At 65.4% G+C, this 14,600-nt stretch carries 17 protein-coding genes and 1 tRNA gene; 11 read left to right on the top strand and 7 right to left on the bottom strand.

The genetic code is table 11. The features are described from left to right. Positions 1-74: 74 nt before the first annotated feature. The 3 genes from J0X27_RS10290 to J0X27_RS10300 form a co-directional block, all read right to left on the bottom strand. Positions 75-368, bottom strand: a complete 294-nt coding sequence (locus J0X27_RS10290; RefSeq protein ID WP_207269103.1) for a DUF424 domain-containing protein — start codon at positions 366-368, stop codon at positions 75-77. A 4-nt stretch (positions 369-372) separates the two neighbouring features. Further along, on the bottom strand, positions 373-1,323 hold the full coding sequence (locus tag J0X27_RS10295) for a tetratricopeptide repeat protein (RefSeq protein WP_207269104.1): 951 nt from the start codon (positions 1,321-1,323) through the stop codon (positions 373-375). Between the two features lie 81 nt (positions 1,324-1,404). Beyond that, the gene (locus J0X27_RS10300) at positions 1,405-3,030 is read right to left on the bottom strand and encodes a hydroxysqualene dehydroxylase (protein ID WP_207269105.1); all 1,626 of its coding nucleotides are present in this window, start codon (positions 3,028-3,030) and stop codon (positions 1,405-1,407) included. 124 nt (positions 3,031-3,154) lie between these two features. Between J0X27_RS10300 and thpR the strand changes: the two genes are divergently transcribed. The 4 genes from thpR to J0X27_RS10320 all read left to right on the top strand — a co-directional run bounded on the left by thpR (position 3,155) and on the right by J0X27_RS10320 (position 4,900). Then, complete coding sequence (thpR, locus tag J0X27_RS10305; RefSeq protein WP_207269106.1) at positions 3,155-3,709, top strand: RNA 2',3'-cyclic phosphodiesterase; 555 nt, start codon at positions 3,155-3,157, stop codon at positions 3,707-3,709. Positions 3,710-3,798: 89 nt separating this feature from the next. Then, the gene (locus J0X27_RS10310; RefSeq protein ID WP_004267621.1) at positions 3,799-3,951 is read left to right on the top strand and encodes a 50S ribosomal protein L39e; all 153 of its coding nucleotides are present in this window, start codon (positions 3,799-3,801) and stop codon (positions 3,949-3,951) included. Positions 3,952-3,953: 2 nt separating this feature from the next. Beyond that, a complete protein-coding gene (locus tag J0X27_RS10315; RefSeq protein WP_097380700.1) occupies positions 3,954-4,232 on the top strand; it encodes a 50S ribosomal protein L31e in 279 nt (92 codons plus the stop codon). A 2-nt stretch (positions 4,233-4,234) separates the two neighbouring features. Further along, a complete protein-coding gene (locus tag J0X27_RS10320) occupies positions 4,235-4,900 on the top strand; it encodes a translation initiation factor IF-6 (RefSeq protein WP_207269109.1) in 666 nt (221 codons plus the stop codon). A gap of 154 nt (positions 4,901-5,054) precedes the next feature. Here the strand turns inward: J0X27_RS10320 and J0X27_RS10325 are convergent, their stop codons facing one another. Then, a complete protein-coding gene (locus J0X27_RS10325; RefSeq protein WP_207269110.1) occupies positions 5,055-5,366 on the bottom strand; it encodes an ASCH domain-containing protein in 312 nt (103 codons plus the stop codon). Between the two features lie 152 nt (positions 5,367-5,518). Between J0X27_RS10325 and rpl18a the strand changes: the two genes are divergently transcribed. From rpl18a to J0X27_RS10355, 6 genes are all read left to right on the top strand, one after another. Further along, on the top strand, positions 5,519-5,695 hold the full coding sequence (gene rpl18a, locus J0X27_RS10330; RefSeq protein WP_097380697.1) for a 50S ribosomal protein L18Ae: 177 nt from the start codon (positions 5,519-5,521) through the stop codon (positions 5,693-5,695). Next, the gene (pfdA, locus tag J0X27_RS10335) at positions 5,692-6,138 is read left to right on the top strand and encodes a prefoldin subunit alpha (RefSeq protein WP_097380696.1); all 447 of its coding nucleotides are present in this window, start codon (positions 5,692-5,694) and stop codon (positions 6,136-6,138) included. Before rpl18a ends, pfdA begins: the two co-directional genes overlap by 4 nt. Before the next feature lie 27 nt (positions 6,139-6,165). Continuing rightward, positions 6,166-7,713 carry a signal recognition particle-docking protein FtsY gene (ftsY, locus tag J0X27_RS10340; protein WP_207269111.1) on the top strand — a complete coding sequence of 516 codons (1,548 nt, stop codon included), beginning with the start codon at positions 6,166-6,168 and terminating at the stop codon, positions 7,711-7,713. 69 nt (positions 7,714-7,782) lie between these two features. Further along, positions 7,783-8,466 carry a hypothetical protein gene (locus tag J0X27_RS10345; protein WP_207269112.1) on the top strand — a complete coding sequence of 228 codons (684 nt, stop codon included), beginning with the start codon at positions 7,783-7,785 and terminating at the stop codon, positions 8,464-8,466. A gap of 378 nt (positions 8,467-8,844) precedes the next feature. Next, complete coding sequence (locus J0X27_RS10350) at positions 8,845-10,566, top strand: nitrite/sulfite reductase (RefSeq protein WP_207269114.1); 1,722 nt, start codon at positions 8,845-8,847, stop codon at positions 10,564-10,566. Then, positions 10,556-12,163 (top strand): Coenzyme F420 hydrogenase/dehydrogenase, beta subunit C-terminal domain, encoded by a 1,608-nt coding sequence (locus tag J0X27_RS10355; protein WP_207269117.1) that lies wholly within the window; start codon positions 10,556-10,558, stop codon positions 12,161-12,163. The genes J0X27_RS10350 and J0X27_RS10355 overlap by 11 nt, the downstream gene beginning before the upstream one ends. Positions 12,164-12,250: 87 nt before the next feature. On the opposite strand, the gene J0X27_RS10360 is transcribed toward J0X27_RS10355, so the two are convergent. After that, entirely contained in the window at positions 12,251-12,619 is a 369-nt protein-coding gene (locus J0X27_RS10360) for a hypothetical protein (protein WP_207269118.1), read from the bottom strand. A gap of 161 nt (positions 12,620-12,780) precedes the next feature. After that, positions 12,781-12,851, bottom strand: a tRNA-Gly gene (locus J0X27_RS10365). Positions 12,852-13,248: 397 nt separating this feature from the next. Here J0X27_RS10365 and J0X27_RS10370 point away from each other — a divergent pair. After that, on the top strand, positions 13,249-14,043 hold the full coding sequence (locus J0X27_RS10370; RefSeq protein ID WP_207269119.1) for an NAD+ synthase: 795 nt from the start codon (positions 13,249-13,251) through the stop codon (positions 14,041-14,043). Between the two features lie 14 nt (positions 14,044-14,057). On the opposite strand, the gene J0X27_RS10375 is transcribed toward J0X27_RS10370, so the two are convergent. Next, entirely contained in the window at positions 14,058-14,597 is a 540-nt protein-coding gene (locus J0X27_RS10375; protein ID WP_207269120.1) for a GNAT family N-acetyltransferase, read from the bottom strand. Positions 14,598-14,600: the final 3 nt, after the last annotated feature.

The following is a 14,600-nucleotide window of genomic DNA, read 5'->3' on the forward strand; positions in this document are numbered from 1 at the left end:
GTCGGCCGGTCCGGGCCGCGTCCCGATCGCGTTCCGGACGACGACGGGCCGGCACTGAGCGGCGGGAGCCCGCCTCACTGCATTCGCAGCAACTGTGCGTGCAGGGTCGCCCCGACCTCGAGGACGTTCGCCTCGTCGACGAAGCCCGCTTCGACGGCGAGTTCGACGGCGCGGGTGCCGACGATGTTGGCGACGGACGCCTGTGCGAGGCTGTCGATCGCCGCGCTCTCGTCGACCGCGTCGCCGCCGTAGAACTCCTCGGTGACCGTCAGGGAGAGGTCGCCCTCCTCGAACGTTTCGCCGAGAACGTCCTCGTCGCAGACGGCGACCAGCAATCCCTCCGGCGTCTCCCGTTCGTTGACGATCATCCGATCACTCGAGTTCCCACTCGCGGTCGTCTTCCTCCTCCTCGTCACCGACGCCGAGATCGGCGACGCCGAGGTCGTCCAGCCCGACGTCGCCCCCTCGCCCGGGCGACTGGCGGTTCGCGCCGCGACCGCCGAGCCCCCCTCCGGCACCGCCCGGTCGGCCTCCCGCACCGCCGCGTCCGGCACCCTGACCGCCGCCCTGTCCGAGCAGCTCCTCGCGGTCGTCCATCATCTCCTGTTCGGCCCGTTCGCGCATCTGGTTTGCCTCGTCGGCGATCTCCTCGGCCTGGTCGAACTCGCCGAGCTCCTCGAGGATCTCGGCTTTCGTCTCGAGCACCTTGGCGTTGCGCAGGCCCAGCCGGATGGCGTTGTCGACGCAGTTGAGCGCCTCTTCTGCCAGTCCCCGCTCCGAGAGGAAAAAGGCGCGGTTGAACCAGCCCGCGGCGAAGCGCTCGTCGATCTCGATGGCGCGTTCGGCGTGCTCTAGGGCCTCGCTCGTCTCGCCGAACTCCCAGAGCGCGTACGCGAGGTTCGTCTCGGCCGTGGCGGCGTGTTCGCTCTCCTCGTCGATCCGCAGGGCCTCGCGGTGGGCCCCGATCGCCTCGTCGTACTCCTCGAGTTCGGCGTGGGCGACGCCCTTGTTCACCCACGCCTCCTGTGCGAGCTTGTCGTCCTCGGCGAAGCGGGCGGTCCGCTCGAAGGCGTCGGTGGCCTGTTCGTAGCGGTTGATCTGCATGTAGTTCAGGCCGACGTCGAGCAGTTCGCTCGCGTCGACGTCGTCCTGATCGATGTTGTGCGTGTCGAGCGTGTCGGTGACGACGCGGGAGTCGACGGGGTCGACCTTCGAGGGGTCGACGCCGAGCTCCGGCGGGTCCAGATCGAACTCCTCGTAGGGATCGCCAAAGCCCTCCCCCTCGGAGAACTGGTGGTCGCGATCGTCGTCTCGGTCAGTCATTGTCAGAAGTTGGCGGTGACGACTGTTAAGGGCTGCGACCCAGGTAGCGGCGGCGTTGGATCGGCGTTCGACCCCCGCTTCTCAGACCCGCTTGCCGAGACGACTGGTGATCCCCCGAAGGGACTGTGTCACCTCGGCCGGGTGTGGCAATCCGAGCCGGTATCGGAGCCGGTCTTGCCCTTTGAACGGCTCGAACACCGCGGGCTCTTTGAGTTCCCAGAGTTCCGCACGGCCTCGAGCGCCGTGTCGATCGAAGATCGCGTTCGCCGCTCGACGCCCGGCCTCGTTGGCCGACTCCATCGAAGCCAGATCGGAGTTCGTTCGGACGTAGTCGCTTGCCAGCGTGAGGTTCCGGACGCTCACGTCGGCCGGCGGCCGGTTCCGAAGCGATCCCACGGTGTTGATCAACAGCGGCGATCGGTTCTCGACTCCGGTATCCGTTTCGACGATCGACGGATCGAGGAACCAGTCGACCAGCATGTCGTCCCGCAGCCGCTGGGTGGGCCTGTTCAGGTGGGTCTTCAACTGCGCCCAGATCTCCTCGGCGATCTCCTCGCGCGTACACGCTCTCGCGGGTTTTTCGTGGTAGATCCCCGGTGTGTCCCAGTCGGAGGCGATCACCGACAGGACGCCCTCGACCTCCTCGGGGCCACGGTCCTCGAGATCGTAGCCCGTCCAGAACTGGCGCTGGGAGATCGAGGTCAGCGCCCACGGGGCGTCCGCGTAGACCTGGTGACCCCGCGTCAGTTCGACGTCCTCGGTGAGGTAGAACTGGATCCCGTTCATCCAGGCGGTATCGAGCCGGTCGATCCGTCCCAGTGCCGGCGCGGCCCGTCGCAGTTCCGGCGTGACGAACTGCGGGGCGACCTCGACCGGAACGGCCAGGACGAACTCGTCGGCCGTAACCGTCTCCCCATCCGCCAGTTCGGCACCGGTGACGCGCTGCCCGTCGAACTCGAGGCCCTGCACGGGGGTGTTCGGCCGGAACTCGACGCCCAGCGTCTCGAGGTGGGCGAGCCAGGGATCGATCCAGGCCTCGTTCGTCGGTGCGTTCAGGATCCGTTCGGTCGGCTCGGTCGGATCGAGCTGGCCGAACAGCAACTGCAGGTAGATGGTGCCGACGGTCCGGGCGCTGCCGACCTGCGGTCGGAGCGCGACGAGCGCCTGCGTGGCGTAGGCGAGCCGATCCCGGAACTCCGGCGAGCGGTTCTCGGCGTCGATGAACTCCCACCAGGAGACGTCGTCGAGTTCCCCCTCGCGTCGCTCCTCGCAGGCGGTCAACAGGTACAGCAACCGCTCGAGCAGGAAGCGAACGTCCTCGCGGGGCAGGTCCTCGGCGAAGGCGGGCCGGAGCGCCTCGAGCCAGCCACGCAGCGAATCGGGCGTACGCGTCTCGGCGATCCGGCCCGAATCCGTGGTACTCGCGATCAGCGTCGCTTCGGTCTCGACGAGATTGTCTTCGACGGTGCCGGCACCGTCGGGGATCCGGGCCATCGTGTCGACGACGTGTCGGTAAAACGCCGGGAAGAACCGGAAGCCGTGCTCGCCGTGGAGCGCCGCCGGGTCGTCCGCGATCGGCATCGATCGTGCCTTCCCGCCGAAGCGGTCGTTTGCCTCGACGACGGTCACGTCGTACCCGCGCTCGGCGAGTTCGTGGGCCGCCGTGAGACCGCCGATCCCGCCACCGAGTACGGCAACATCAGTCATTAGCGTTCCTGGGGCAGCGATCGACATAACGGGCGTCCCTAACTACGAATCCCTCGAGACGGTCCTTATCGTTGCCGGCCCCGCCACCGTCACTATTGAGTACGGCGACCACGAGGACCCGAGTATGCGGCTGTTCGTCAGCGTCGACCTCCCCGACGATCTCGCCGACCCGGTCGCCGACCTGCAAGCCGAGTTCGCCGACGCGAGCGGGCTCGATTTCACCGACCCCGAGCAGGCCCACGTGACGCTGAAGTTCCTCGGAGATGTCAACGCGGATCGGCTCCCCGCCCTCGAGCGTGCACTCGAGGCCGCGGTCGACGATGCCGGCGTCGATCCGTTCCCCGTCAGATACGGCGGATTGGGCGTCTTTCCGAGCCTCGAGTACATCAGCGTCGTCTGGCTGGGGGTCGAGCGGGGCGGCGACGAACTCACTCGGCTCCACGAGGCCATCGAGGACCGCACGACGGCGATGGGTTTCGACGCCGAGGACCACGACTTCACCCCCCACGTTACGCTCGCCCGAATGGAACACGCCGGCGGGAAGGAACTGGTCCAGGACCTCGTGCGGGAGCGCGAGCCGACGATCGGCGAGGATCGCGTCGACGAAATCCGGCTGACCGAGAGCACGCTCACGGACGACGGGCCGGTCTACTCGACGGTCGAATCGTTTCCACTGTAGGCGACGGCGACGAGCGGATCCGGCAGCGCAGTCCTCGCCCCTGCAAGATGGACAAGATTTTAAGCCACCGCGGGCTACGTCCGGCTACTATGGGTAAGAAATCGAAGGGCAAGAAGAAGCGACTTGCCAAACTCGAGAACCAGAACAGCCGCGTGCCGGCCTGGGTCATGATGAAGACGGACATGGAAGTCCAGCGCAACCCCAAGCGACGCAACTGGCGGCGCAACGACACTGACGAGTAACGATGAGTGCAAGTGATTTCGAGGAACGTGTCGTCACCGTTCCGCTGCGCGACGTCAAGAAGGGAGCCAACCACGAGGCCGCCGACTACGCGATGCGACTGGTCCGCGAACACCTCGCGAAACACTTCGCAGTCGACGAGGAGGCCATCCGACTCGATCCCTCGATCAACGAGAAAGTCTGGTCGAACGGCCGCTCGAACCCGCCACGCAAGCTGCGCGTTCGCGCAGCCCGCTTCGACGAGGAGGGCGACGCCGTCGTCGAAGCCGAGGTCGCCGACTAAACTTGCAACGCCTCGCCTTCGCCGGGTCGGCCTACGTCGGCGTCTTCGCCCGTGCGACCGACTCGTGCGTACTCGTTCGCCACGACGTCGACGACGACGTTGCTGCCGACCTGACCGACGAACTCGAGGTCCCGACGATCCGGACGACCGTCGGCGGGTCCTCGACGGTCGGCGCGCTAGCGACGGGTAACGAAAACGGATTGCTCGTCAGCTCCCGCGTCCTCGAGTACGAACGCGAGACGCTCGAGGAGACGGTCGATCTCCCGGTCGCGGAACTACCGGGCAGTATCAACGCTGCCGGCAACGTCGTCCTCGCGAACGATTACGGTGCCTACGTCCATCCGGACCTGCCCCGCGATGCGGTTCAGATCGTCAAAGACACCCTCGAGGTCCCCGTCCAACGCGGCGACCTCGCGGGCGTCCGGACCGTCGGGACGGCCGCGGTGGCGACGAACACCGGCGTGCTCTGCCACCCGAAGGCGACCGACGCGGAACTCGATGGGCTCGAGGACGCCCTGGACGTCCGGGCCGACGTCGGCACGGTCAACTACGGCGCGCCGCTGGTCGGCTCGGGTCTGATCGCCAACGAAGCCGGCTACGTCGTCGGCGAGGAGACGACCGGCCCCGAACTGGGCCGGATCGAGGACGCGCTCGGCTATCTCGACTGATACGGTTTGCTGTAAGTCATTGCCGGCACAACCGCTGCCCGGGTCGCGGTTGCGCCGGTACATCGTTACAGCAATCCGTATGAGGGCCCCTTCGAGGGCCACGTTCGTTTTTCACCATCTCGATCGAACTCACGGACTCGAGTTCGATCGCGTCTCACCGACGTTCGAACCGATGTAACACGACATCGCTGTCGTCGTCCCACTCGAAGTTCTCGTGGGCGCGCTCGAGCAGGCGACGGTACCCCTCGAGATCCTCCATCCCTTCGGCCCGGGCATCCTCGTCGGTCAGGTCCCCGAGCGTGCGCTCTCGGATGGCGGTCACCTCGAAGGTCGCGTCCTCGATCGTGAACGTGTCCCCTTCCGCGGCGTACTGGTGGCCGCGGTGGATCTGTGTGACCTCACCCTCGAGGGCCTGGGTTTGCATTCGCTCGCTGGGCAACAGTTCGCCGGGATCGAGTTCGCTCATGGGAGCGGGTTCGGTCCGGCGGAGTAAAATCCTTGACCCTCCGCTCGGTGGGTGATTCGAGGGTGACAGCACGTCTCGTCGTCCGTCCCGGCGGTTGCACCCGCTCGAATGGGAAGGGAAGATTCTTCCGACTGCCTGCCGGATGGAGAGGTATGAGTCAATTTACGGTCAGTGGTCGGTTCAAGAGCCGCGACGGGTTCGCGGAGTTCGAGACGACGATCGACGCCGAAAACGAGAACGTCGCCCGCGAACACACCTTCTGCCAGTTCGGCAGCCAGCACGGGCTCAAGCGCAGCGAGATCGAACTCGAGGAGGTATCCCAGCAATGAGTCAACAGCAACTCCAGCAGCTCTCCCAGGAACTCCAGGAGATCGAAGAACAGATCGAGGCCCTGCAGACGAACGTCGAGGCAATCCAGCAGGAAAAGACCGAGGTCGACGAGGCCATCGAAGCCCTCGACACGCTCGAGACCGGCTCGACCGTCCAGATGCCGCTTGGCGGCGGCGCGTATCTCCGAACGACGATCGAGAACATCGACGAAGTGATCGTCGACCTCGGTGCCGACTACGCCGCGGAGTTCGAGGAGGACGACGCCGTCGATGCCCTCGAGAACAAGAAAGAGCACCTCGACGACCAGATCGACGAGCTCAACGAGGAGATCGCCGAACTCGAGACCGAGAGCAGCGAACTCGAGCAGCAGGCCCAGCAGCTCCAACAGCAGGCGATGCAACAGCAGATGCAGGGGATGGGTCAGGGTCAGCCCGACGAGTAACGCGGCGCAGGCAGTCTTATCGATACCATGTTCGACAACCTGAAGGATAAGCTCGGGAGCTTCCGGAAAGACGCCGAAGAGGCCGCCGAAGAGAACGTCGAGGAGGTCGACGAGGACGAACTCGAGGACGAAGAGATGGAGGCGGTCGACCCCGACGCAACGCCGACGGAGGCGACGGCTGCGGAAGCAACCGATACTACCCCCGAAACGGCGGCCGCCGAGACGGCAGCCTCGGCGTCCGCTGCGGTGGAGCCGGACGCGGACCGAGAGCCGGACGCGGAATCGAAGCAAGGGGCAACGACCGAGTCCGCCACTGCGGACGCGGCCGACGCCGCCGGACAGGAGCCGGCGACCGATTCCGACTCCGACGACGCCGATTCGGTCACGGACGAACCGAGGTCCGCCGAGGAGCCGACCGAGACGGCGGCCGGTGACGAGGAATCGCCTGCCGACGAGGACGAGGGAGACGACGCCGACGACGGCGGACGGACCGGCTTCGGAGCCAAGGCCAGATCCCTCTTTACGGGGTCCTCGGACGACCCCGAGTCGGACTCGGACGAGACGACTCCCGAGGAAGCGCAGGCCCCTGAGGCAACTCCGGGCGAGGAACCGGTCGACGTGGCGGCCGGTACCGAGGAATCGCCCGTCGACGAGGACGAGGGAGACGACGCCGACGACGGCAACTCGACCGGGTTCGGCACGAAGGCCAAGTCCCTCGTCAAAGGGAAGTTCGTCATCGAGGAGGAGGACCTCGAGGGGCCCCTCCACGAACTCGAGATGGCGTTGCTCTCGAGCGATGTCGAGATGGGCGTCGCCGAGGAGATCCTCGACAACATCCGCGACGAACTGGTCGGCGAGACGCGGACCTTCACGACCTCGACCGGCGAGGTCGTCGAGGAGGCGCTACACAACGCGATCTACGACGTGATCAGCGTCGGCCAGTTCGACTTCGACGAGCGCATCGCCGTCGAGGACAGGCCGGTCACCATTATCTTCACCGGTGTCAACGGGGTCGGGAAGACCACCTCGATCGCCAAGATGAGCCGCTACTTCGAGGAACGGGGCTACTCGACGGTGATGGCAAACGGCGATACGTACCGTGCGGGTGCCAACGAGCAGATCCAGGAACACGCCGACGCCCTGGGAACGAAGTGTATCAGCCACGAACAGGGTGGCGATCCCGCTGCGGTGTTGTACGATGCCGTCGAGTACGCGGAGGCAAACGACGTCGATATCGTCCTCGGCGATACGGCGGGCCGACTCCACACCAACGAGGGGTTGATGGACCAACTCGAGAAGATCGGTCGCGTCGTCGATCCCGACATGACGCTGTTCGTCGACGAGGCCGTGGCCGGACAGGACGCGGTCAACCGCGCCCGCGAGTTCGACGAGGCCGCGGAAATCGACGGTGCCATCCTGACGAAAGCCGACGCCGACTCCAACGGCGGTGCGGCGATCTCGGTCGCTCACGTCACCGGGAAGCCGATCCTGTTTCTCGGTGTCGGGCAGGGGTACGACGACCTCGAGCGGTTCGATCCCGACGAGATGGTCGAGCGGCTGTTGGCCGACGAGTAGGCGGCCGTCGCCACGTCGGATTTCCAATTATTGCAGAAGACACTTATTGTTTCTTTGAGACGTTTGCGTATGAGCCGCCTTCGTTCCCGACGCGCCCTCCTCGCCTCTATTGCGACGTCTATCGCGGTCACGACGGGCGGTTTCGAGTACGGTGCGAGCGATCCGAGCGAGCGGCTCCTCGAGTCGGGGACCGTCCCTGCGGACTGGTACGAGTGTCGCGATGTCACTCGGCCCGAGCCGGACCCACCGGACGATGCGGACGCACTCGAGCCCCTGGAGTATCCCACACCGCCGTCGCAGTCCTGTTTCGAGGGACAGCGTCCCCCATCGAACCGTTCGTCGGCGACGCGCTCGGATGGGGACTCCGATCGGCCGGACTGTTCACCAGCGTCGGTGCAGGTCTCGGCTGCGAGCCAGTACGTTCTCGCGTTCGAGCGGGCGTATCGACGGAACGCGTTCATCGAGCGGTATCGGTCCGCGGCGCGAATCGTCGAGCTTCGACGGGTCGACTATCGAACGGCTGCGGTCGGCTCGACCGCCAACGCCGATGCCGTCCTGGTGGCACTCCGCTACGATCTGACGACCGGCACACGACAGTCCCCCCGGGACTCACGTGTGCAGTGGGACATCCGTACGACCTACTACGTCGATGACCGGTCGGTTTTTCGGGCTCGATACAGCGGCGTCGCCGAGGAGCTGACGTTCGTTCCCGATCCGCGAACGCGGGGGGAACTCGTCGCCTGTTTCGGCTAACGTTTCCCGTGGGCGCTGTTGGTGGCCGCCGGTCTCTGGTCGTCCACCCGTCTCGAAGCACTGGCCCGTCGTGGACTCGCGTCGGTCACTCGGTACCGGGTATAATTGCCTTCATTACCGACGCTTCGATCGTCGGTCTCGACCGTAACCGGCGTCTAATGGCGTCCCGTCGACGATTCCCGACTGGTTTCGTGATCGGTCGCCGAACCTTGTGGCAATATTTACTGGTGGGGCCGACCCACGTCATGATTCGCCGAGTTACGGAGGCGTATAGGTGTGGGGTTGCATTACCCGTTAAACAATGGCTCTTCAAAAGCATCTGCGACAGACGGCACGTGTCGGTTCGTTCGCTGCCGTCCGAACGCAGAGGTGGTTCGTGTGAATACAGTCGAAGAACACAAACAGGAGAAACATCCCCTCGACGTCGTCGACGACGTCTACGACTACGCCGACGAGGAACTCTCCTTCGAGGAAATCGAGGATCGTGCCGGCGGCGGCGAGTGGGAGCGGCTGAAGTGGGCCGGCATGTACGCCCAGAAGCAGGAGGGCTACTTCATGATCCGGACCAAGGTGCCGGGCGGGAAGCTCACGCCCGAGCAGGCCGAAGTGATCGGCGAGGTCACCGACGACCTCGCGGTCGCCCCCGAGGAGTACGGCGGCGAGGAACAGAACGAACTCTGGGGCGACGCCTACCTCGACATCACGACCCGACAGGACATCCAGAAACACTGGATCCGCGTCGAGGACGTGCCCGAGATGTGGGACCGCTACGACGAGGTCGGCCTGACGACGGTCCAGGGCTGCGGTGACTCGGCCCGAAACGTCCTCGGCTGCCCCGCGGCCGGCCTCGACGACCACGAGTGTTTCAACGCGCAGCCGGTCATCGAGGCGGTCTCGGACTTCTTCACCGAGAACCGCGAGTACGCCAACCTCCCCCGGAAGTTCAAGATCACGATCACGGGCTGTGCCCACGACTGCGCCCAGTCCCAGATCAACGACGTTGGACTCGTCCCCGCAAAAAAGGAGATCGGCGTCTCCGGCGAAGCCGGAGGCTCGTCGGACTCGTCCGACGGTGGCGAGTCCCTCTACGGCTTCCACGCCCGCGTCGGCGGCGGCCTCTCCGACGGCCCGCGGATGGGCTCCGAACTCGACGCCTTCATCAGGCCCGAGGACGCCGTCGAGTTCTGTCGCGCCGTCGCCCAGACGTTCAAGGAACTGGGTGACCGGAACAACCGCGGCGTCTGTCGCATGCGGTATCTCGTCGAGCAGCTGGGGGCCGAGAAGTTCGAGGAGGCCGTCCGCGACCGCTGTACCGTCGACCTGCCGACCGGCGGCCAGAACCTGACCGTCGGCTATCAGGGCGACCACGTCGGCGTCCACGAGCAGAAACAGGACGGGCTCAACTACGTCGGCTTCAACGTGATCGCCGGCCGCATGGGCGGCGACGAGTTCGCCGCGGCGGCCCGCGCTGCCGAGACGTACGGGACCGAGGACGCTTCCGTCCGCCTCGCGACGGACCAGAACTTCCTCATCACCCACATCCCCGACGAGAACGTCGACGACCTGCTGGCGGAGCCGTTCGCTCAGGAGTACAGCCCCGATCCGGGGCCGTTCTCGCGGGGCGCAGTCGGCTGTACCGGCAACGAGTTCTGTAACTACGCCATCATCGAGACGAAAAAGCGAACCAAGCGCTGGGCTCGCGAACTCGACGACCGCATCGACGTCCCCGACGACATCGAGGCCATCCGGATGCACATGTCCGGCTGCTCCGCGTCGTGTGCCCAGCCCCAGATCGCCGACATCGGCTTCCGCGGCGAGACGGTCAAGCTCGAGGACGGCGACGACATCGTCGAGGGAATGGACTTCGGTCTCGGCGGCTCGCTGGGTGCCGACAACGAGTTCCTCGACTGGGTCGAGAGCGCCGTCCCCGCCGATTCCGTGATCCCGGCCTTAGAGCAGTTGTTCGAGGCCTACAGCGAGGATCGCGACGAGGGCGAGAAGTTCTACGAGTGGTGTCGTGGCGTCGACAACGCCGAGCTGCGATCGATCATGCAAGGGGCCGACGCGCCGGTCGCACGGGGTGTTGCCCATGGGGATTAACGGCGAGGACGAACAGCGTTTCCCCCACGTGCCGTCGTCGGACGACGATGACGACGCCGTCGTCGTCCCCGACGCCGAGGGCGGCGCGTCCCGTTCCCGGGAGAACACGGACCACGCTCGAGAGGGCGCTATCGCGACCGACGGCGGCGCGAACGCCGAGGGCGATAGCTGCTCGCCGAACACCTGCACCTGCGGCGAGCAGACCGGTACCGACGCCGAACCGGAAACGAAGCCCGTCGCCACGGACGGTGCCGGCGTCGCCAACGTCGACGAGATGGGCGAACTCGGCGACCTCGAGTTCACCGAGCCCGCCGAGAACGTCAGTCAGGACGTCTACGACGACGCCCCCGACACTCGCGTCGGAATTCCGGACGGGGTCGACCTCGAGACGCCCGAGTACTCGATCCGCTCGCGGATGAACGACATCGAGACGCCGGATGAGAAGACCTGGTTCATGGAACTGGACGAGGCGGTCATCGACGAGGGACGGTGTATCCAGTGTGGGACCTGCGTCGCCGCCTGTCCGTCGGACTCGATCGGCGTCGGCGACGACGGCCTGCCGGAACTGGTCAAGATGTGTACCGGCTGTTCGATGTGTTGGGACTTCTGTCCCCGCGGCGGGATGCGCTACGAGCGCCAGTGGAAGATCACCGGCGGCGAGGACAACGTCAAGGGCGCGGGCGACCCGATCACGGAGTTCTCCGCGAAGGTCGAGGACGACTGGACCGACGAGGCCCAGGACGGCGGCGTCGTCACCGGCGTCCTCGCGACGCTGCTCGAGGAAGGCGAGATCGACGGCGCGCTTGTCGCGACCGAGAGCGAAGACGAAGCCTGGAAGGCCGAGAGCTACCTCGCCACGACGACCGAGGACCTCATCGCAAACGCCGGCACCGTCTACAACCAGACGCTCGCGCTGGGCAACCTCGACCTCGAACAGTGGGAACACAAACTCCCCGACAAGGACTGGGAGGACCTCTCACTGGCCATCGTCGGCACGCCCTGTGAGATCGAGGGCATCCGCGCCCTGCAGGACTTCGAGTGGGACTACCAGGCCCAGGACGAGGGTATCCGCGCGGTCGATTACACGATCGCGCTGATGTGTACCAAGAACTTCAACTACCACAGCCTCATGGGCGAGCAGCTAGAGGAGCAACGTGGCATCTCACCCGCGGAGATCGGCAAGATGGACGTCCTCGACGGCAAGATGATGGTCTACGACCACGACGGCGAGATGATCGTCGAGGAGGACATCGAGAACTTCCACGACGCCGCGCTCAAGGGCTGTGACGAGTGTGCCGACTTCACCGGCTTCTGTTCGGACATCACCGTCGGCTCCGTCGGCTCGAGCGACGAGTACTCGAGCGTCATTATCCGGACCGAGCAGGGGATGAAGGCCTGGGAACTCACCGAGCCGAACCTCGACTACCACGACTTAGAGGACAAGTCGGCGGTCGGCAAACTCCAGGGCTGGGACAAGAAGAAGGCCTTCGAGAGCCTCGAGCGGCCCTTCGATCCCGACGCCCCGCGGTTCATCGAGTACACCGACCACGCCGAGAACTACGGGACGGCACTGAACCCCCACGATCAGGGGCACTGACCGGGCCCGATCCGGATTCATCGCCGGTATCTTTTCCCGTCGTTCTTTTCCGGTGAGTAGTGAGAACTAGCTGTTCGAGACCGCACGCTACGGCGAAGCGAGACGCGCCTCCGTGCGGACGAACAGGAACAGTCCGAGGAGAGCGAACGCTGTTGCCGTCACGCCAGTAATCGCGCCGATGAGGGGGTATGCCATTCCACCCAACAGCCACAACACACCGAGATAGAACGCAAAGCCCGTCCCGAGAAGATAGAGAATCGGATGCCAGTATCGCGTCCTGGAGACGACTGGGCCAACGAGGAGGGCCACTCCGATGAGGCCAAACTGGAGCGCGGATCCGGTCGCCATCGGCGACACGAAAACGGCCAGATACAGGTGGATACAGGCGAGGGCGAGACTCAACGACAGAAACAGTCGCCGTAATAGGCCCGTGTCGCTCCCGGATGTGGCTCCCATTTTCGTCCACTACAGACGATCACCGTATAACGGTTGATGAACGCCGCTGCGAGGACGCTCCACGTCGAATCCTCGTCTCGGCGGGATCCACGACTACGAACGGTCTGCGTCTGGGACCTCTGCCGTCAGGGACGACTCTCACTGGAAGAACGACTCCGGAATGCGCCGGCCGGGAATTGAACCCGGGCTATGAGCTTGGGAAGCTCATGTCCTACCACTAGACCACCGGCGCTCACTCACTGCGTTCGCTCGCGCCGTCGTTCACAAATCCGTCGGATTTGTTCACCACCGGCGCACACCTACTGCGTTCGCTCGCGCCGTCGTTCGCAAATCCGTCGGATTTGTTCACCACCGGCGCACACCTACTGCGTTCGCTCGCGCCGTCGTTCGCAAATCCCCTCGATTCGCTCACCACCGGCGCACGTCGACAGTCGTGCATACCTCCCGATTGCACTTGAACGTAGCGCTCTCGAGTTCGCCCACGTCCCGGCGATCGGAACTCGCCTGCGAGTCGTCGATTGAGACGGGTGGCTTCCCCTCCGTCCGCGAACGACCGCCCAAATCGACCGTCCGGTCAGTTTTTTCCGGTGAGGGGAGGCTATTAGGTCTCGCCGCCCCTAGTAGCCTCCATGATCGACCTTCGGTTTTCGGAGGCGGAACTCGAGCAGCGGCGCGAACACATTACCGGCTTCATTCGCGAACAGATCGACGCCGCGGGTGCCGAGGGTGCCGTTCTCGGCCTCTCTGGAGGGATCGACAGCACGCTGACCGCGACCCTCGCCGTCGAGGCTCTCGGGGCCGAGAACCTCCACGGCCTCGTCCTGCCGGCGACCGTCAGCAGCGAGGGGAACATGAGCGACGCCGAGCGGGTCGCCCAGGACCTCGAGATTGGCTACGACGTGATCGAGATCGAACCGCTCGTGGATTCGCTGCTGGCGGCGTATCCGGAGGCCGAGGGCGACCGCGAGGCGGTCGGCAACGCACGCGCTCGCCTCCGGGCCGTGCTGAACTATCTCGTCGCCAACCACGAACAGCGACTGGTTCTGGGAACCGGCAACCGCAGCGAGGCTGCGGTTGGCTACTTCACCAAGTACGGCGACGGAGCCGTCGACTGCCACCCGATCGGGAACCTCTACAAGGGGCAGGTCCGCCAGCTCGCCCGTCACGTCGGCGTTCCCGAGGAGTTGGCAGCCAAAACCGCGACTGCGGAGCTGTGGGCCGACCAGACCGACGAGGACGAACTGGGGATCAGCTACGACACCCTCGACTCGATCCTGGCCGCCCACATCGACGGCCCGCTCTCGGTCGCCGCGACCTGCCGGCTACTCGAGGTCGACGAAGCGACCGTCGAACGGGTCCGCGGCATGTACGAGCGAAGCGAACACAAACGAACGGTCCCGCCGGCACCGCCGTCGCTCGAGTAATCGCCACCCTCGCGTCAATCCGCTCGTTCTCGCCACTCGTCCTCGAGCAGGCCGTACCAGTAGACGTCCTGGTACTCGCCATCGACGAACTCGCTATCGCGATGAACGCCCTCTCGCGTGAACCCGAGTGCCTCGAGAAGCCGCTGTGACGGCTCGTTGAACTCGAACACGTGGGCAGAGATCCGATGGAGACCGAGCTGGTCGAAGGCGTACCGGACGACACGTTCCGTCGCTTCGGTGCCGTACCCCTGTTCGTGGTGGTCGGGTGCGATCCAGTACCCGATCTCGGCGGTCCGGGCCTCCCAGTCGAATTCGAAGAGACCGATCGTTCCGATCGGCGTCGAATCGGCGACGATCAGCAGATCTACAGTGTCGTCGCCACAGATCACGTTCTCGAAGAACTCGCGTTCCTGCTCGCCGTTGAGGGGTCTGGATCGTCCGATCGACCGCCAGATCGTCGGATCGTTGACCCGCGCTTGCAGGAATTCGAGATCCTCCTCCTCGACCGGTCGGAGCGTTACGCGGTCGGCGTCCAGAAACACTGGGCCGGGCATACC

Source organism: Natrinema longum, from assembly GCF_017352095.1.
Taxonomy (GTDB): Archaea; Halobacteriota; Halobacteria; order Halobacteriales; family Natrialbaceae; genus Natrinema; species Natrinema longum.